Annotated in this window: 14 protein-coding genes and 1 pseudogene; 8 read left to right on the forward strand and 7 right to left on the reverse strand. The window is 60.2% G+C overall.

Annotated features, from left to right (window positions below):
• Positions 1 to 12 precede the first annotated feature (12 nt).
• A complete protein-coding gene (locus BLV09_RS18245; RefSeq protein WP_146691183.1) occupies positions 13 to 948 on the reverse strand; it encodes a hypothetical protein in 936 nt (311 codons plus the stop codon).
• A 254-nt stretch (positions 949 to 1,202) separates the two neighbouring features.
• Here BLV09_RS18245 and BLV09_RS38505 point away from each other — a divergent pair, with 254 nt between their 5' ends.
• Complete coding sequence (locus BLV09_RS38505; protein ID WP_283806864.1) at positions 1,203 to 1,334, forward strand: hypothetical protein; 132 nt, start codon at positions 1,203 to 1,205, stop codon at positions 1,332 to 1,334.
• Between the two features lie 140 nt (positions 1,335 to 1,474).
• Here the strand turns inward: BLV09_RS38505 and BLV09_RS18250 are convergent, their stop codons facing one another.
• On the reverse strand, positions 1,475 to 2,749 hold the full coding sequence (locus tag BLV09_RS18250) for an acyltransferase family protein (protein ID WP_167558780.1): 1,275 nt from the start codon (positions 2,747 to 2,749) through the stop codon (positions 1,475 to 1,477).
• 275 nt (positions 2,750 to 3,024) lie between these two features.
• On the opposite strand from BLV09_RS18250, the gene BLV09_RS38155 reads away from it, so the two are divergent.
• Positions 3,025 to 4,179 (forward strand): glycosyltransferase, encoded by a 1,155-nt coding sequence (locus BLV09_RS38155; RefSeq protein WP_244549140.1) that lies wholly within the window; start codon positions 3,025 to 3,027, stop codon positions 4,177 to 4,179.
• Between the two features lie 169 nt (positions 4,180 to 4,348).
• Here BLV09_RS38155 and BLV09_RS38630 read toward each other — a convergent pair.
• The 4 genes and pseudogenes from BLV09_RS38630 to BLV09_RS18270 all read right to left on the reverse strand — a co-directional run.
• A pseudogene (locus BLV09_RS38630) lies at positions 4,349 to 5,395 on the reverse strand (O-antigen ligase family protein); the annotation flags it as partial.
• A 38-nt stretch (positions 5,396 to 5,433) separates the two neighbouring features.
• Positions 5,434 to 6,435, reverse strand: a complete 1,002-nt coding sequence (locus tag BLV09_RS18260) for a glycosyltransferase family 2 protein (RefSeq protein ID WP_146688333.1) — start codon at positions 6,433 to 6,435, stop codon at positions 5,434 to 5,436.
• A complete protein-coding gene (locus tag BLV09_RS18265; protein ID WP_146688334.1) occupies positions 6,422 to 7,417 on the reverse strand; it encodes a hypothetical protein in 996 nt (331 codons plus the stop codon). The genes BLV09_RS18260 and BLV09_RS18265 overlap by 14 nt, the downstream gene beginning before the upstream one ends.
• Positions 7,418 to 7,463: 46 nt before the next feature.
• Positions 7,464 to 8,582, reverse strand: coding sequence for an endo-1,4-beta-xylanase (locus BLV09_RS18270; RefSeq protein WP_146688335.1), 1,119 nt, complete (start codon positions 8,580 to 8,582; stop codon positions 7,464 to 7,466).
• Positions 8,583 to 8,765: 183 nt separating this feature from the next.
• On the opposite strand from BLV09_RS18270, the gene BLV09_RS18275 reads away from it, so the two are divergent.
• The 5 genes from BLV09_RS18275 (at position 8,766) to galE (ending at position 15,436) form a co-directional block, all read left to right on the forward strand.
• Positions 8,766 to 10,079 carry a lipopolysaccharide biosynthesis protein gene (locus tag BLV09_RS18275; RefSeq protein ID WP_146688336.1) on the forward strand — a complete coding sequence of 438 codons (1,314 nt, stop codon included), beginning with the start codon at positions 8,766 to 8,768 and terminating at the stop codon, positions 10,077 to 10,079.
• Complete coding sequence (locus tag BLV09_RS18280; protein ID WP_146688337.1) at positions 10,076 to 10,900, forward strand: class I SAM-dependent methyltransferase; 825 nt, start codon at positions 10,076 to 10,078, stop codon at positions 10,898 to 10,900. Before BLV09_RS18275 ends, BLV09_RS18280 begins: the two co-directional genes overlap by 4 nt.
• Positions 10,901 to 11,261: 361 nt before the next feature.
• Positions 11,262 to 13,526, forward strand: a complete 2,265-nt coding sequence (locus BLV09_RS18285; protein WP_146688338.1) for a GumC family protein — start codon at positions 11,262 to 11,264, stop codon at positions 13,524 to 13,526.
• On the forward strand, positions 13,519 to 14,343 hold the full coding sequence (locus BLV09_RS18290) for a WecB/TagA/CpsF family glycosyltransferase (RefSeq protein WP_146688339.1): 825 nt from the start codon (positions 13,519 to 13,521) through the stop codon (positions 14,341 to 14,343). The genes BLV09_RS18285 and BLV09_RS18290 overlap by 8 nt, the downstream gene beginning before the upstream one ends.
• Before the next feature lie 58 nt (positions 14,344 to 14,401).
• Entirely contained in the window at positions 14,402 to 15,436 is a 1,035-nt protein-coding gene (gene galE, locus BLV09_RS18295; protein WP_146688340.1) for a UDP-glucose 4-epimerase GalE, read from the forward strand.
• On the opposite strand, the gene BLV09_RS18300 is transcribed toward galE, so the two are convergent.
• Positions 15,437 to 16,039 carry a 3-keto-disaccharide hydrolase gene (locus BLV09_RS18300; RefSeq protein WP_100383785.1) on the reverse strand — a complete coding sequence of 201 codons (603 nt, stop codon included), beginning with the start codon at positions 16,037 to 16,039 and terminating at the stop codon, positions 15,437 to 15,439.
• Between the two features lie 217 nt (positions 16,040 to 16,256).
• On the opposite strand from BLV09_RS18300, the gene BLV09_RS18305 reads away from it, so the two are divergent.
• Positions 16,257 to 16,730, forward strand: coding sequence for a cupin domain-containing protein (locus BLV09_RS18305; RefSeq protein ID WP_244549141.1), 474 nt, complete (start codon positions 16,257 to 16,259; stop codon positions 16,728 to 16,730).
• The last annotated feature ends 111 nt before the right edge of the window (positions 16,731 to 16,841 follow it).

Consider the following 16,841-nt stretch of genomic DNA (forward strand, 5'->3'; position numbering starts at 1 on the left):
AACCGAGCTTGTTCAAGCCGCCTTCGGCAGATCGACGATCTGGCCGGGCTCGTCGGCATCGAGCCGGAATTCAGTCGGACGACGCGCGCTGCGCTCGCGTTTGACCCAGCCGCTGTCGCGGTAGAGCTTTTGCATTACCGCCTTAACGAAGTATGACGGGCCACGGAGGTTGCGACTCTTCGGCGCATAGCCGAAGCGACGGCGCAGCAGACCGTTGGCGAGGTTAACGATCTCGGAGCGCCTGATCTGATCGTTGGTGAAGGAAACGGTCATCGACACACTGAAGGTGTCGAGATTTTCCACGCGATGCGGCGCGTTCAACTCCCAGCTCAGCATCTGGCCCGGTCCGATATCGAATACCTGAGCATGCTTGTCGTACCAGGACTCATAGGGAATATCGACCTCGACATTATAGACCGCGATGTCTTCGAGATGCTGCGCGGTGATGAAGGGCGGCGTGTTGGGATAGACATAGACGCGCTTGCGTCCGGCGATCTGGATCAGACTCTGTCCCGGCAGGTCGGCATGATAATAAACCTGCGCATTCGGCGCCGAGATCAGGATGCTCTCCTGATGGTTCCACGCCTCAAATCCCGGAACCTGCGCCGCGACTTCCTCGAACATCCTGTCGACCAGCGCCCGGTAACGGCTGTCGACCGCGCCGACATCGCGCATGTTGAGCCACAGGCCGCCGCGCGCAATCGCGTCCATCACTTGACGGCCGCTGAGATTGCCGATCTCGCCTTCACGCCAAACGCGGCTCGATCCACGGGCTCCGGTCTGCACCAAACTGTATTGATCACGCGGATAGCATTCGATCAGCTCGGCGAGCGTCTCCATGGAGAACAGCGGCGTTTTATGCATTTCATGCGCAAGCTGGATCGGCTGGTGGCCCCACAACGCTGAATGGGTGTCGTCCCAGCTGGTAAAAACCTTGCCTGTCGTCATCATCGCACTCCTGCTCATTTCTCGTTCGCCGGCCGTTCGTTAATCGCGACCCGGCGTGCTGCACGCACTGTCCCAAGACCATCGGTGATTCGCCTCACCGGTCACCCGCCATGTGCCGATATGAGACGGCCGACCGATCCTTGCCCGATATCTGGCAAGAAGGGTGCCCAGAATATCTGCTCCCGCTTACCCGACGATAATGTCTGCGATATATGGCTAACGCGGATGTATCCAGAAGGCGCGGGCCTCGCACGATGACTTCAGAACCCGCATATCAGGCGCTTTTTCTGAGCGCCGGCCCGCAGATGCAATGCGGCGTCGGCCAATTTACCCGCTTGCTGGGCGAGATCGTCAAAAACTCGCTGCCCGCAGCAACAAGAAGTTAACCCTGCCGCGCAGACAAGGACTAGCGGCTGACATCTGGCAGACCGTCGGCTCGGCGCGGAACGTGGCCTGGAAGCGCGTCATGTTTCGCCTATGGCTGACGATGATGACATCGCCGTCAAGCAAACAACAAAGACCGGCATCATCGCGCAGCGCCAACGGATGGGGCTGAATTCAATGATCGACCGCCATCTTGAGCAAATCGGTCACGCAGCCAACGTGCAAGCCCTGCAAACAATTCCTGGCCAGGTTTCTCGATCAAATAATAGCTGACGCTCGCCACAGCGATGAGAAAACCGACAAAAAGTATCGTTACCAGGATCGGCACGACATGCCCGCCCAATACGATCAACTTTCCCGCTTCACCCCCAAGCGCCGAACTTGCGCCTTCCGTTGTCGCAAAGACATGGCCTGTCATCTTTTCGAGCATCGAGATGGGGCGATCAACAAAATTGAAGATGATGAAGGCCTGCCACATGTAGATTGAATAGGAAATTCGGCCAAGCCACGCATTTCCCTTGTTCAGCATCAGGCGCGATACCGGTCCGGATTCAAAGGCAAAAACGAAAACAACAAATGCGAAGACGAGCGGCGCGAGAAATGAATATTCCGTGCGTCCCGCAACCGACACATAACCTGTGACAGCAATCAGCGCCCCCACTTCCAGAAGTCCCGTACTGAACTTGATGTGGGACGCAGCCCGCCACAGTCGATAAGTCAGATGCCCGACGAGAAAACCGTAGATGCATCTGGCAAGTCCCAGATCATACGTCGCGTCTATGCCGTGTCGCGCGAAAGAGATGAGGATAGAGGCGCTGCCGATCAGTATTGCGACGATAAAGGCCTCGGTCGCGAAGCGGATGCGACGAAGCCATGTTGCTGCAATAAAGAACGCGGCGGCAAAAATGAGATAAGTCCAGAACTCCGCGCAGATGCTCCAGCTCGGCGGATTCCAGGTTAACTGCTGTTCGACACCGAAAGACTGCGCGAACGCAAGATTTGTCAGGATCGAATGAAGCGAGGTGGCCCCCGTGAACGGCGGATAGTAGAACGATGCGCCGCGCGCGGCGGAAACGGCCTTTGCGCCTTCGACGATCACGAACGCAAGGAGCACCACGACATGCAACGGCCACAGGCGACCGAGGCGCCTGATCGCAAACGTGCCTAACCCCCCCAGAGTTCCGAGGCGATCGGCGTAACTGTGAGTAATGACGAATCCGCTCAATACGAAAAAGAAATCCACGAAAAGGTATGCATTCCGGACAAAGTCCAGAGAGTAGACAGCGCTGAGAACGTTAAGATGAAATATCGCGACAAGCAGCGCGGCAACACCACGCCAACTATCCAGTACACGAAAGTGCATCTTCGTCTCTTCCATCTGGGGCGAAGTCGTCTTGTTCGTCGTTGTGCTTTTCATTGTCATACGAAAATTTACCTATCGCGTGCCAACTTACCTCGGTTGCCGATCGCCAAGCCGCACAGTGCCATCACCCTCATCGCCGCAAGTTCTTGATGCTTGCGAAGCATTTCCGGCGTGTCCTTCAGGCATTGTCCCGATGCGAGACGGCAGGCCAGTTCTCCCCTAATATTTGGCAAGAACGATGCCCAAAATATCTGCTCCCGCTTACCCGACGATAATGTCTGCGATATATGGCTAACGCGGATGTATCCAGAAGGCGCCAGCCCTGCACGATGACTTCAGAACCCGCATATCAGGCGCTTTTTCTGGGCGCCGGCCCACAAATGCAATGCGGCGTCGGCCAATTTACCCGCCTGCTGGGCGAGACCATCGAGAAACTTGATCCTGGTGGCAGCACGACGTTAACCCTGACGCGCGCGGAGGGATCGGTCGGCGACATCTGGCAAGCTGTCGGCTCGGCGCGGAACGTGGTTTGCAACTTCCCCATCGTGGCCTGGAAGCGCGTCATGGTGCGCCCACTGCTGGCGATGGCGATGGCGCGGTTACGGAACAGGCGCGTTATCCTGCTTCAGCACGAGTGGGGAGGCCTGCACTGGCTGCGCCGCCTCACCTACCTCCCCGCACTGCTGCTCGCTGATTCGATCGTGATGTTCTCGCCACTGGTGCTGCACGAACTCGCTGATGATCCCGTGGTTGGCTGGGCCGCACGAAAATGTGTGCTGGCGCCGCTGCCGCCGAACATCGAAGCGCCTACCGCACCAGCAGACTCCAAATTGCGACAACGCCTCGCGGCCGCGCGGCAGGACGGACGGCTGGTGATCGGTCATTTCGGCTCGATCTATCCGGGCAAGCAGCCGAACGCGCTGCTCAACATCTGCGCGAGCTTGAGGGAACGCGGACTGAAGCCGCTGCTGGTCTATGTCGGATCATTCATCCGTGGCATTGACAGGGTGGAAGAGGATTTTCATGCCCGCGCCGCCGAACTTGGCATTACCGACGACGTCATCGTCAGCGGCTACGTCGCGTCGGACCAGGAAGTGTTCGGCATTTTCAGCGAAATCGATGCCTTCTGTTATCCGCTCGAGGAAGGCATCACCGCGCGGCGCGGCAGTATCCTCGCCTGCGTGCAATCTGGCCGTCCCATCATCGTCACCGGTCCGGCCGAGGCGGACGAATTTGATCACCATCCTCGCTTCAAGGCGCTGATCGACCGCGGCGCCATCGTGCTGGTCCCGCGCGACGCCAACGATGTCGCCTATGCCGACAAGATCACATCGGCACTAAAGGTGGCGACGATACAGCCGCCATTCGATTACGAGGGCTGGTGGCGCGACGTCGCGCAAGCGGTGCTATCGCAGCTGCGCCCGAATCCTTCATCCGAAATCTCGCCAAATAGTGCAGACCAAACACCGCGATCAAAAACGTGAACCATATCGGATCGGCGCGATCGAGGAAGAAGCTCTCCATCGAGGACAGATAGAGACCGAACAGCCACAACTGCAGCAGCAGCATCGCCAACGGTCCGCCGTTGCATCCACGGTCGGCAGCGTGAAAATTGCGCAATGGCGCAATCACCAGCACGGCAATCAGCAATGCCAGCCCTGGCAATCCCATCGCCAGCGCCGTGTCGAGATAGCCATTATGGCTGTGCGACGCATACTCGGCCCACTCCATGCCTTGCGGAAGATCCTGGATCGAACTGGAGCCCCAGAATGCCGAAAAACCATATCCGGTCGGCAACCGCGATTGCAGCGCCTGGATCGCGAAGGTCCAGATGTCGGTGCGGCCGGTGAAGCTGGTATCGATCGGCAGCAACCTGGCGATATCGGCAAGGCTCTCACTCATGACGGTACCGACGCTGAGCAAGTTCAACAGCAGCAACGGCGCGAGCAGCATCACGGCGCGAAGCCAGAACGAGCGAACGACTGAAGTAAGAGAGGTCAGCGCCAGCACAGTAAGGAACAAAGAGATCGAGCTTTTTCCTTCGGCGTTGAGCAGGAACAGGGAAGCAAGGGCAATGATCGCGCCCCCCGCCCCACGCGCTCCCGATTTGATGATGTAGATGCCCAAAAACAACAACATCGCCATCATGGCTGCCGCCACGTTCTTGTGGCCAAACGAGCCGCGCCAGTCGCCGGCGAGATGGGGCTCCTGTACGTCGGTCGCCAGATGAATCGACAGGTTCGGCGCCAGCAATATCCCGAGATAGCAGATCGCCAGCAACAACAGCGCGGCGGTACTGAGCCACCGCACCAGTTCGCTTTGCGATTTTGGCAACAGCATCATGACCGCCGCGACGGTGACAACGCAGGCCGTCAGCGCGAACCGGCGAATCGAGGTGGCGGGATCGAGCGACAGCACCACGCTTACGACAATCCAGGCGCCGAGCAGCATGAACCCCGGCGAAAGCAGTGTCGCCAGAGCCGGCCCGCTGTCGCGCATCGCCAGTGCGACCATCAGCAACGCCATGCTCCCGAATGCCAGGTAGGTCAGTGTCTCGTTTCCGGTCGAAAGATCCTTGAGGTCCTGGTTGCCAAGGTCGATGAACGGTCGCAATGATATCCAGGCCAGCAACAACGCGCCGATGAAGGCAGTGCCGCGCACCACGCCCGTCACCTGTTGGCGCTGCACTTCACGGAACATCGCGCGAATTTCCGTGATTTCCGTTATGACGAGCCGGCTCACGGCACGATCCTCGAGGCTTTATAGGGTTGCGGTTCGATTCCAAGCGACGCCAGCGCGCTACCGAGCGCTACCGTCATCGGGTGCAAAGCAATGACGGGCGTTTGTTCGGTGAACATAAGCCTGACGGCGCGGACCAGCGACAAAGGCAGTTTTGCAAGCATCCTCGTCAGCAGCGCGAGGCGCGTCCACGCCGTCGGCGCCGACTTGAGTTCGACGTGATAGTTGATCGCGCCGATCCGCAGACCGCGCAGCAGGAGCCATCCGAGGCTGGTCCGGTTTTGCGGGACGGTCTCGGTAATGACAGCGTCGGCGTTCCAATGAAATTTCATTCCGGCCCGACGGCAACGGACGAAGAAATCGGTGTCGCCACCGCCGAGAAAGTTGAAGCGGAGATCGAAGGAAGCATCCTCCAGCCTGGCGAATACCGTCCGCTTGATCAGGCAGTTGCCGCAGCCATAGATGACCGGCACGGGGCCGCTGGCTTCATAGGCCGGCCAGAACGCCGGATGACGGCGCAGACCGCGCTTATCCTCGTCATCGAAATTCGGAAACACCGGTCCACCGACGATATCGGCGCCTGTGGCCTCGGCCGCCCCCACCATCTGCTCCAGCCAGTCCGGCGATGCGATTTCGTCGTCGTCAATCATCAGGAGATGCGCCGCCGAAGGGAACGTGGCCAGCGCGGTCTCGAATGCCGCGTTGATCGCCTGGCAATTACCTTGCCGCGATTCGACGACGCAAAGCCCCTGGAATTTATCGGCCCGCAGGAATTCAGCCGCAACGGGAACGCTCTCGCACCCCATCGCGTCGTTTTCGACGATGACGACGGCAAAACGGCGATGGCTACGCTGATCAGCAAGTGACTGCAGCGTCCGGCGCAGATGCTCCGGGCGGCGGAAGCTCGGAATGCAGACCACCGTCCCGACCAAAGGATCGAGCGGGCGCGACACGGCCGCCAGTCCGCGCGAGCGAGATGACACGATGTCAGAGGTTTCCATCTGCAGGTACCTCAACCCATGGCAAATGCGCGATTGGCGGCCACCATGCGCGTGCAGTGGCGATAAACGGATTGGCATCGAGCGCTGAGGCCGGGATCTCCGGCATCTCGCTTGCGAGCACGTCGTCGCGCAGGAAAATCGCGTTGAAGCCCAGCGCGTTCATGCCGACAAAGCGATAGCCCTTGCGCCGGCTGACGGCGACGTAGGCCGCAAGGCTGGCCGAGCGGAACAACGCCTGATCGGGCGGCAGCGCCGCATAGTTGAAATCGGGACGGTAGGGAATGGTAAGTGCAAGCCCGCTCGGCACCGCGTTGTTGAATTCACAGATCAGAATGCGCGGACGCAAGGTCATTGCATTCCACAGATGCAGGTCGTTGCCGTCGATGTCGAGCGACAGAACATCGACCTCGTCGGGAACACCTGCGGATGCCAGCACCCTGTTGACATTGTCGCGCGTGAACCACTCCGCTCTCATCACGGGTGGCAGCGCGCGAGTCCCGGGATGAGATGCGAAGAAACGCTGGCCTTCGGCGACGAATACCGGATCGCCGTCGAACAGAAAGCCGCGCCAGCGATGATGGACCAGCAGGTTGGTCGCCATGCAGGTGCGACCGTCCTGCGAGCTGATTTCAACCACCGTGCGCGAGGTCGCTCCCGCAAGCGTCAGCAAATACAACAGATGGCCATCTTCCTCGAACTCGGAAAATCGGCTGAAGCCGACCTGTTCGAGCGGCAGGATGACGCCGGAAGCCTGCAACTGCTTCCACGTCGCGATCAGGCTGCGCTGCGCCACTTCGGAATTGCGATAGATGGCTTCCTCCGGCGCTTGCGCGAACTGCACGAGCTTGCGCTTGAGCTGCCGCAGCAGGGCTACCTTGCGCAGCCGCGCGATCGCGGCGTTGAACAGCTGCCGGCCCCAGGCGGGATTTGCCGGCGCGACGCGGCGAGTGCTGGTTTCAAGTTCGGTCGAAATCTGACTCATGGTCCGGTTTAATCCGTGATGTGTTAGTTATCTGGAGAACACCCGGCTAAGCGGGCTTATGTCTAAATTCTTCGATGACGTCGTAAAGCGGCTTGCGATGGAGATCCGCATCGAGCGGCAACGGCCGGTTGGGCATGCCGTCTCGGCGTTTGAAATAGGTCGGCACCCAGGTGTATCGATCGCTCAGGCCCCAGGTCAGGATCGCCTTTGGACGCACGACCTCGCCGACCGCCCGGAGAAACTGATTGGCCATGGCGGCCACCATCGCATCGCGTTCGGCTACCTTGCCGGGCAGCTCATAATCGATCACGTCGAGTTCGGTAATCAGCACATCGAGGTCGAGCGCCTTGATCTCCGCGAGCATCGCCTGCAATCCGTCGTCGTCGATGGAGCGGCCCGCGAACAGATGTGCTTGCAGGCCGACGGCGTGCAGCGGCACGTTGCGGTCGCGCAGAGACCGCAGCAACGCTGTCAACGCCTTGCGGCGCGCCGCAAAACGCGGACCTTTGTACTCGACGTCGTATTCGTTAAGCACGAGTTGTGCATCCGGATCCGCCAAAGCAGCCTCGCGCAGCGCGATCGACAGATAATCCGGACCAAGCCGCTTTGCCCAGATCGACGGACGGAACGACGATTCGTTTGCCGGCCATTCGGCGAGCGGTTCGTTCACCACGTCCCAGGATGGGATCTGGCCGCGATATCGGGACACAACCGTTTCAATATGACCGACCAGTTCCCGCTCGGCCTCGGCGCGGTCTGCGATCTCTTCGGTCCAGGCCGGCATGGCGCCGTACCAGGCGAGCGTGTGGCCCCGCACCTTGATCCCGTTCTGGCGGCCAAAATCCACGAACGAATCGGCTTTCTCGAATCTGAATTCGCCGCGCGTCGGGCGCAGCTCCGCCCATTTCAATTCGCTTTCCGGCACGATCATCTGGCAATTGGCGATAATCGCGTCGCGATAGGGCAGATCGGATACCAAAGCGTCGGAGCGCGCCGCGGCGCCATAAGGAATTAACCCTTCGGCCGGCGACGCCGCGGATGACTCCGTCAGTGGTGTCGCAAATGTGGACACTCCGGACAGCGCCGCTGTACCGGAAATACCCAGTGCGGCAGCCTTAGCCGTGCGAACGAGGAAATCGCGTCGCGAATGCGTCTTTTTCGACATGCCTGGACCAGAGTGCGCGTTGAAACCCGATGGATACGCGGCAAGCATTGCAATAACCGGTCCAGCGACGCATTTCGCGGCGCGTATTCTTCGCGATGGTTACCCGATGCCGAATTAACCTAAATTGAAGCACAACGCGCGGTGTTGGAGCGTTCGGCACCGATCTTGCTGTCTTGATACGCGATGAAGATCAAACCTCTGAACGCAATCGAACTGGACATTCCCGTCGCCTCGCGGGTGTCTCGCCTGCGCGAGATACTGGTGGGGATCTTTCGTGCGCAATTCGCCAACTACCTCCAGGTCTTCGCAGGCACCGGCGTGCGCCTTGGCCTCCAGGCGGTGTATTTCCTGATACTGGCCAATACGCTGTCGCTGCACGACATGGGGGTGTTCGCCTCGACCTCGTCGACCGGCATCATGATCGGCTGCTTTTCGGGGCTCGGCTTCTCGTCGTTCGCTTTCAGGGCCGCCGCCGGCAAACGCCGCTCGCTCGGCGGCTATCTCGCGGTGTTCTATGTGAGCTGGCTGATCTCGCTGCCGCTCTGCTTCGTCGCCGCGCTGCCGGTGTTTTATCTTCTGTTTACCACGTCGATATCGCTGACGGCTTTCGTCGTCATTATCCTTGTCGAAGCCGGGACCTGGCGGATCGTCGAAATGATCCATCAGGTCAATAACGGGCTCGGCCGCTACGCATCGGCGTCGCTGGTCATCAGCCTTGGCACCGCGTTGCGTGCCGCCGGCGCGGTGACCTTCCTGGCTTCCGGCAAGCATGACATCGAAACCTGGGCCGCCGTCTATGTGATCTTCAATATCGCCGCGATGGTGTTGGCCGTCGCAGCCTACCAGCCGCGTATCCGGCTGCGCTGGAGCCCGGCGCTATTCATCGGGCGGCTCCGCGACGCGCTGCTGTTCTCGGTCGCCTATTGCGCCTTTATCTCGCAGAACGAAATCGACAAGGTCGTGATGCTGTCACTGGCGGACCAGCGGACCGTCGGCATCTACGCGATCGCCTCGCGGATCATCGATTTCACGTCGGTACCGATCCGCACTTTCTACGTGCTGTATTCGCGCAAATTGATTCTGGAGCGCCGCGCGCTCAACCAGATTCGCCGCAGCTTGAGCGTCGAGGTGGCAATCGCGCTGACCTCGACGGTCGCCTTCGCAGCGCTGCTGACGATATTGTCGCTCTGGCCGAACCTGTTGGGCCACAACGTCGCGTCGGCCGTACCGCTGCTTGCCGTTCTGCTTGCGGTGCCCGCCTTCAAGAACCTGCTTGAATATCACTCGGAACTGTTTTTCGCTTATCAGCAGATGACGGTCCGCGCCGTGCTTGCCACCTCGCAGGTCGCGTTGAAGGCAGCCGCGCTGGCGCTGCTGCTGATCTGTCTCGGCAACATCGCCGAATGGGGAGTCTGGCTCAACGCCATCTATATCGGCCTCTATGCGCTCTCGGCCGTCATCGTCTACAGCCTCGTATTCGGGAGTAAAGATAAATGAGCAAAACAGCCGACACCGATTTCAGTTACGCGTCCTTTGAGACGACCGGGCCGCGTGCGCTAACGAAGGCGCAGCCTTTCGCGCATCCGCAATCACTGCTCGATCTGCCGCCCGGCGAGGCGCGCAAAAGCCTGCTTGCCGTTCATGATATCCTCTCTGACAGGCTGGGTTCGAAGACCGAGCTTGCGATCTACGAAGCTGGCGGCGGCTCGACCAGCTTCCTGCCACTCGACATATTGCACCGCGCCCACGTCACCGTCGTCGACATCGACGAAGACCAGATTCGCAACAATGGTTACGCCCACGAGAAGATCCTCGGCGACATCCAGACCTACCGCTTCAAACCCGGCAGTTTCGATCTCATCATTTGCTACAATGTGATTGAGCATCTCCCTGATACCGAGTCCGCGCTGCTCTGCTTCTGCCAATCATTGAAGCAAGACGGTCTGGTCCTGATCGGCGCGCCCAACCCGAAATCATTGTCCGGTGTCGTCACCAAATACACGCCACACTGGTTTCACGTCTGGTATTATCGCTACGTGCGCGGCGACAAGAATGCCGGCAAGCCTGGCGAAGCGCCGTTTCCGACTTTCTTCCACCCGCTGGTCACGCTTTCAAATCTCGAAGCCTTCGCAAGCGCACATGGTCTCGAGGTGATCTACCGCAAAGAATACGAAAGCCCGCGCTTTCCGGAGATGCGAACGCGCAAGCCGATGCTGGCCCGCCTACTCGACACCGCCGCTGCCGTCATGAACTTTCTCCTTCCGGGAAAGACCGACGTGCGGCACGGCGACTATCACCTGATTTTGCGAAAGCGCTGAGCCATGTCCGACAAGCGGTTCAAAGCCAAGATGCCTGACAGCCTTCGGCTGCAAATGCATTTGCGCGCCGCACTGTCCCATGCGGTGTGCAACCACGCTCAAATGAATAACGAAGTGTTAACGTTCGATGGCTGCGAGGACGTCGCCGAGCCGAACCTCCGCGATCGCTCGGCCGCAGCGGAACCGCTGCGACGCGCCCGCTTAAACGGTTTTTTTGCCATTTCAGTGAATAGTCCTGCGATGAGTATGGTTAATTTTTCCTGTTGCGTTCGTTCCGCGCCAACATCATGCGTGTCTGGCGTAACCCGAAGACTAGCCCCTCAGCCGATGCGTGCGGCAGTTCGAATGGAAGTTGGGGCCCATGCTTGTTTATGATCAACCGATAGGCGAGCCCAGGTCCGGCGCCTCGGAGGCGCCGCCGCAAAGGTTTGCGGCCCTCAATCTGCAGGACCTCGGCCTCCTGTTGTGGCGGCGGAAAACCGCTATTGCCGCGGCCGGGCTGATCTGCGCCTGCGCTGCAGTCATGATCGGAAAAAGCCTGACGCCAAAATATTCGGCGACCGCGCAGCTTTATGTCGATCCCCGGGAGCTACAATTGGTCGATCGCGAACTCACGCCGCGCTCACAGGATATTTCGGGCCTTGCGATGGTGGTCGACAGCCAGGCGCGCGTGATCACCTCGAACAGCGTATTGCTGAAGGTGATTCAGGATACCAATCTCGACAAGGATCCGGAGTTTGGCGGCGCGTCGAAAGGCACGGTTGCAAAACTGCTGGGATTATTCGGTTTCGAAATTCATTCCGCCGGCCAAGCCAAGCTCGACCAGATGACGGCGCTGGAGGCTTTGAGCCGTCATATCAGCGTGAAGAAGCCCGACCGTACCTTCATCGTCGACATTGATGTCTGGTCGAGCGACCCCGCCAAGGCGGCGATGCTCGCGAACGCCATTTCCAACGCCTATCTGGGGGAATCGAGGAGTTCGCAAGCTACCGCCGCACGACGGGCGACGACAGATTTGTCCGGCCGTCTCAAGGAATTGCAGCAGCGGCTCCGCAACGCTGAAAATGCGCTGACCGTCTACAAGACGCAGAACAATTTCGTCGGCAGCCAGGACACGGTGATCAGTGACCAGCAGCTTTCGGCCAGCAACCAGCGGCTCGCTGCGGCGCGGGCGCAGACGCTCGACGCGCAGGCCAAATACGACCAGATCGAAGCCAGCCGCCGCGCATCGACCGATGTCGGCGCTATTCCGGAAGCGTTGCAGTCTCCGACCATCGCCAATTTGCGCGCGCAGTACGCCGAGGCCCGCAAGCGCTATGCGGAAATGACCAGCGAATTGGGTCCGCTGCATCCGGCGTTGCATCAAATGGAAAAGCAGGTCGAGGACCTGCGCCGGACCATCAATGAGGAAGTCGATCGCTTTGCGCAGGCCGCTAAAAACGACCTGACCCGCGCCCGCGATTATGAAGCCTCGCTTAACAAGGCGCTCGATGCGCAGAAGCGCCAGAGCGTCCAGCTCAGCCAGGCGTCCGTGCGGCTTCGCGAACTCGAACGCGAGGTAGACGCCAGCCGTGACCTCTATCAGTCCTTCCTCAAGCGCTCGCGTGAAACCGAGGAGCAGGAAAGCCTCAATACTTCGAGCGCACGCATCATCGGCGAAGCTACGGTGCCGCAGCGCCGTATATTCCCGCCGGCGATGAGTCTGCTCGCGATGGTCGGCTTCGTGCTCGGCTCGCTCGCCGCGGCCGGCTGGGCCGTCGCGGCCGACCGGCTGTCGCCCGACACCACCGAACCAGAGCCGGTCAGTTCGGAGACGGGGCCATTGGCCGCGCTGGCGACCCAACCGCCAAGCCCTTCGCGCGAGCCGCAGTCGCCGATCGTATCGATCGAACGGCCGGTGATCGCACGTTTGCAGGAATCCGATGTGATGCGGACGCTCGGTGGAATCCTGGCAGGTGGCCGGATTCCCGACCTGACGCGGATCGGCTGGCCGACGCTGCGCGCGGGCTTTCCGCTGACGAGCTTCCTCAACGCCATGCGCGAGATGCGCGCCCCCCTGATTAGACGCTCACCGGCGGACACGATACCGGTCATGGCCGTGATCGGTGCAGATGCCGCTGCAGGCCGCAGCATCGCCGCGCTGAATATCGCGCTCGCAGCCGCCCGCGACGGCGCCAAGGTGCTGATGATCGACGCCGATCACGTCACCCACGCGCTTTCGGACAAGCTGGACCGCGTTGGCCAAAGCGAGGTCAGCCGCTTCAACCGGCTCGGCCTCGGCAATATGGCTTCGCACGCGATCGAGACCGCGAATGGAATCTCGATTCTCCCCGCGGTCAAAGGATCTGACGCCGTCCGCACGGCGATCGCCCAGAGCTATTCCGCTGGCGGCTATGACCTTGTGGTCCTCGACGGGCCGGCAATGCCCTGGAGCCCGGCCGACCGCAAACTGCTCGATGCGGCCAACGGTCTCGTCGCGGTGCTGCCGGCAAACCTCGACATCAATGATTGCATGGAAGACATCATCGCAGCGCTCGGTGGTGCGGAGCGCAAGCTGATTGGTGTCGTCCTTAACGAACTTCCTCCTGCAGTCGTCAACCGTCAGCGAGACAGGCAATATGCTTGAGCGCCGCGCAAACCCCGTAGGAAGGGCCGCCACCGCCGGCGTGCCTCGAATCTCGTTGGGCGGGCTCCGGCTTGCCGTGCTCGACGTCGAGCAGACCGCGAATTTCATGATCGACATGGTTTCGCCGGTACGCCGGGTCAGGCGACCGCTATATCTGACTTCGGCCAACGGCGAAGTGTTGTCACGCTGTTCGACTGAGCCGATGACCGGACGGCTGTTCCGCGCGGCCGATCTCATCAATGCCGACGGCCAGCCGCTGGTCACCGTATCGCGACTGAAATCGTCGACGCCGTTGCCCGAGCGCGTTGCAACCACCGACTTGTTCGGCGTCGTCGCGCGCAAGGCCACAGCGGCCGGGCTGACGTTCTATATGTTCGGCGCCGACGAAGAGGAAAACGCCGCCGCCACCGCCAATGTCCAGAACATGTTTCCCGATCTGAAGATCGTGGGGCGAAGCCATGGCTATCTGCGGGGTGACGCGCTTCGCGCCAAGGTCGACGAGATCAACGCGCTGGCACCGGATTATCTCTGGGTAGCGCTCGGCGTGCCCTATGAACAAGCGTTCGTTGAGGAATTCGCGCCACGCCTGACCAATGTCGGCGTCATCAAGACAGCCGGCGGCCTGTTCAACTTCCTTTCAGGCAGCCGCGCTCGCGCGCCAAAATGGATGCAGGACATCGGGCTCGAATGGGCGTGGCGAATCTGGCTGGAGCCGCGCCGGCTGTTCTGGCGTTACCTGACCACCAACCCGCGCGCGCTCTATCTGCTGTTCAACAAAAGCCGGCCTTTGAACACCGATTCGACGCTGCAAGGTTAGTTCGCTAATTTGGAGTTCCTGCGGCCATGAACCACAAACGTCGAAGCAAGGCACTGGCATGAGCGATCGCCCGGCTATTCTCGTTACGGGCGGTGCGGGCTACATCGGCTCGCATTGCTGCAGGGCGCTTGTCGCGGCCGGCTATCATCCGGTCGTCTACGACAATTTTTCGACCGGCCATCCTGGCTTCGTGACCGGCTCGCTGGTGTCAGGCGATCTCCTGGACAGAGCGACACTCGCTGGCGCGTTCACGCAGCATCGTATCGTTGCCGTCATGCATTTTGCGGCATTCAGCCTGGTCGGCGAATCCGTCGTAAATCCACAGAAGTATTACCACAACAATGTCGCGGGCACGCTGTCGCTGCTGGACGCGATGCGCGGAGCCGGATGCAGTCGCCTGGTGTTTTCGTCTACCGGCGCGGTCTATGGCAACGCCGACAGCAAGGCGCTGCCAGAGACCTATCCCTGCGAGCCGATCAATCCCTACGGCAGCTCGAAGTGGATGATCGAGCGAATTCTTGCGGACTACCGCGGTGCCTACGGGCTCGGGTCATTCTGCCTGCGCTATTTCAACGCCAGCGGCGCCGACGCCTCTGGCGAGATCGGCGAACTGCGCGAGAATGAAACGCACCTCATTCCCCGGGCGATGATGGCACTGCAAGGTCACGTGCGCGATTTTGCCGTATTCGGCGACGACTATGACACGCCTGACGGCACCGCCATTCGCGATTACATTCACGTCACCGACCTTGCCGCGGCGCATGTCTCCGCGTTGAACCTGTTGATGCAGGGACATCGCGGCGGCGCCTTCAATCTCGGTACCGGCAGCGGCTTTTCGGTCCGCGAGATTCTTGCGGCGATCGTGGCCGAGACCGGCCGCAAGGTGCCGCATGTCGTCAAGCCGCGCCGCTCAGGCGATCCGACCTATCTGGTCGCAGACCCCACCGCGGCGCGCGAGATGCTAAAATTCACGCCTGCGCATTCGGATCTTCCGACCATCATCCGGACCGCATGGGCTTGGCACCAAAAGGCTCACCCGCTGAAGGCGGATGAGCCTGTGCCTGGCAAGGCCAAAACGTCTCCGGCCGCCTGATTACAGCGGCTTGATCTGCACCTTGCGGAATTTCACCACGCCCGAGCCGTATTGCAGCGCAATCGCGCCGCTGGCGTGTGTTGAGTCCTGGGCATCGACGGTCTTTTGACCGTTGAGCACGACGACGAAATGGGGACCCTGCGCCGTGATCTCATAGGTGTTCCACTTGCCGCCAGCCTTCGGCATCGGATTGACCTTGGCAACATCGACGATGGCACCAGTGCCGTAACTTGGGTCCGGCCTCTGGTCGTAGATATTGACCTCATAGCAAGTTTTGCCGCCGATGCTTTTCGGCTGCTCGCAGCGGATGAAGATGCCGCTATTGGCATCGTCGCTGACCCAAAACTCAGCCCTGATCTGGAAATCCTTGTACGCGTTCTTGGTGACGAGATAAGCGAGATCCTTGCCATCCAGCTTGTCCGCGGTGACCGCGCCGTCTTTCATCGTCCAATTGGCTTTTCCGACCTCGTCCCAGTCGCCCATCTTGGTACTGTCGAGCAGCGTGGTCCATCCGCCGTCGGATTGGCCGGACGCCGAATTCGAAAACTGGAAAGCGGCGCCTCCGATCATCAACACGGCTGCGCATACCCCTAAGCGTCGCATAACAAACTCCTCCCTGTTTTTTGTTTGAGCATAGAGACCATAGCAAACGACGCGATGCAAACGCGATTCTAATGCTGCAATGCATTGTACTCAAACCTTGCCGGTGATGCCTGCACGCACGCGCCTTGCACCGTCGGAACGAGACCGGCTAGCATGGCAAAATAAAGAACGAGCTGTTGGCAACATTTCAGCTCGCAAAAATCCAAGGGAGGAAACCATGAAAAGCACCAGACGATTCTGGCGTTACCTTTTGCTACCGCTGTCTTTCGCCGGCATGTTGAGCATCAGTTCCGCAGCCGAACTCAATCCTGCCGCGGTCATCTACAAATTGCCGGACCAGATTCCGTGGAGTCCGGTCAACGCAGCCGGCGCACAAGTCGCTGTTCTGGTGGGCGATCCGAGCAAGCCCGGATTTTATGCCGTCTACAACAAATGGACCAAAGGCAACCATTTCAGCCACCCGCACTTCCATCCCAACGACCGTTATATCGTTGTGTTGCAAGGCACTTGGTGGGTGGGCTCCGGCACGAAATTCGATCCCGAGCACGGCACGACCCCCATGCCTGCCGGCAGTTTTGTCACGCATTTCGGCAAGCAGGTGCATTGGGACGGCGCCAAGGACGAAGACGCCGTCTTGCTGATCATGGGCGAAGGACCTGCAACGGCGACCGAGGTCACAGAAACAAAGTAACCCCGGCACCACCGATCTATTCCGCACATCATCCTGGCAGAAGCGATAGGGTCACGCGATCGGACCGTACATGGCAATACGGAACGGCTGCGTGCCTGGCCCGTTAAGATC

The sequence above is a fragment of the Bradyrhizobium canariense genome (assembly GCF_900105125.1).
GTDB lineage: Bacteria > Pseudomonadota > Alphaproteobacteria > Rhizobiales > Xanthobacteraceae > Bradyrhizobium > Bradyrhizobium canariense_A.

Excerpts from the sequence above, each read along its gene's own strand:
- BLV09_RS18245 (WP_146691183.1), bottom strand. The coding sequence starts at position 948 with ATGACGACAGGCAAGGTTTTTACCAGCTGGGACGACACCCATTCAGCG.
- BLV09_RS38505 (WP_283806864.1), top strand. The coding sequence starts at position 1,203 with ATGACTTCAGAACCCGCATATCAGGCGCTTTTTCTGAGCGCCGGCCCG.
- BLV09_RS18250 (WP_167558780.1), bottom strand. The coding sequence starts at position 2,749 with ATGAAAAGCACAACGACGAACAAGACGACTTCGCCCCAGATGGAAGAG.
- BLV09_RS38155 (WP_244549140.1), top strand. The coding sequence starts at position 3,025 with ATGACTTCAGAACCCGCATATCAGGCGCTTTTTCTGGGCGCCGGCCCA.
- BLV09_RS18260 (WP_146688333.1), bottom strand. The coding sequence starts at position 6,435 with ATGGAAACCTCTGACATCGTGTCATCTCGCTCGCGCGGACTGGCGGCC.
- BLV09_RS18265 (WP_146688334.1), bottom strand. The coding sequence starts at position 7,417 with ATGAGTCAGATTTCGACCGAACTTGAAACCAGCACTCGCCGCGTCGCG.
- BLV09_RS18270 (WP_146688335.1), bottom strand. The coding sequence starts at position 8,582 with ATGTCGAAAAAGACGCATTCGCGACGCGATTTCCTCGTTCGCACGGCT.
- BLV09_RS18275 (WP_146688336.1), top strand. The coding sequence starts at position 8,766 with ATGAAGATCAAACCTCTGAACGCAATCGAACTGGACATTCCCGTCGCC.
- BLV09_RS18280 (WP_146688337.1), top strand. The coding sequence starts at position 10,076 with ATGAGCAAAACAGCCGACACCGATTTCAGTTACGCGTCCTTTGAGACG.
- BLV09_RS18285 (WP_146688338.1), top strand. The coding sequence starts at position 11,262 with ATGCTTGTTTATGATCAACCGATAGGCGAGCCCAGGTCCGGCGCCTCG.
- BLV09_RS18290 (WP_146688339.1), top strand. The coding sequence starts at position 13,519 with ATGCTTGAGCGCCGCGCAAACCCCGTAGGAAGGGCCGCCACCGCCGGC.
- galE (WP_146688340.1), top strand. The coding sequence starts at position 14,402 with ATGAGCGATCGCCCGGCTATTCTCGTTACGGGCGGTGCGGGCTACATC.
- BLV09_RS18300 (WP_100383785.1), bottom strand. The coding sequence starts at position 16,039 with ATGCGACGCTTAGGGGTATGCGCAGCCGTGTTGATGATCGGAGGCGCC.
- BLV09_RS18305 (WP_244549141.1), top strand. The coding sequence starts at position 16,257 with ATGAAAAGCACCAGACGATTCTGGCGTTACCTTTTGCTACCGCTGTCT.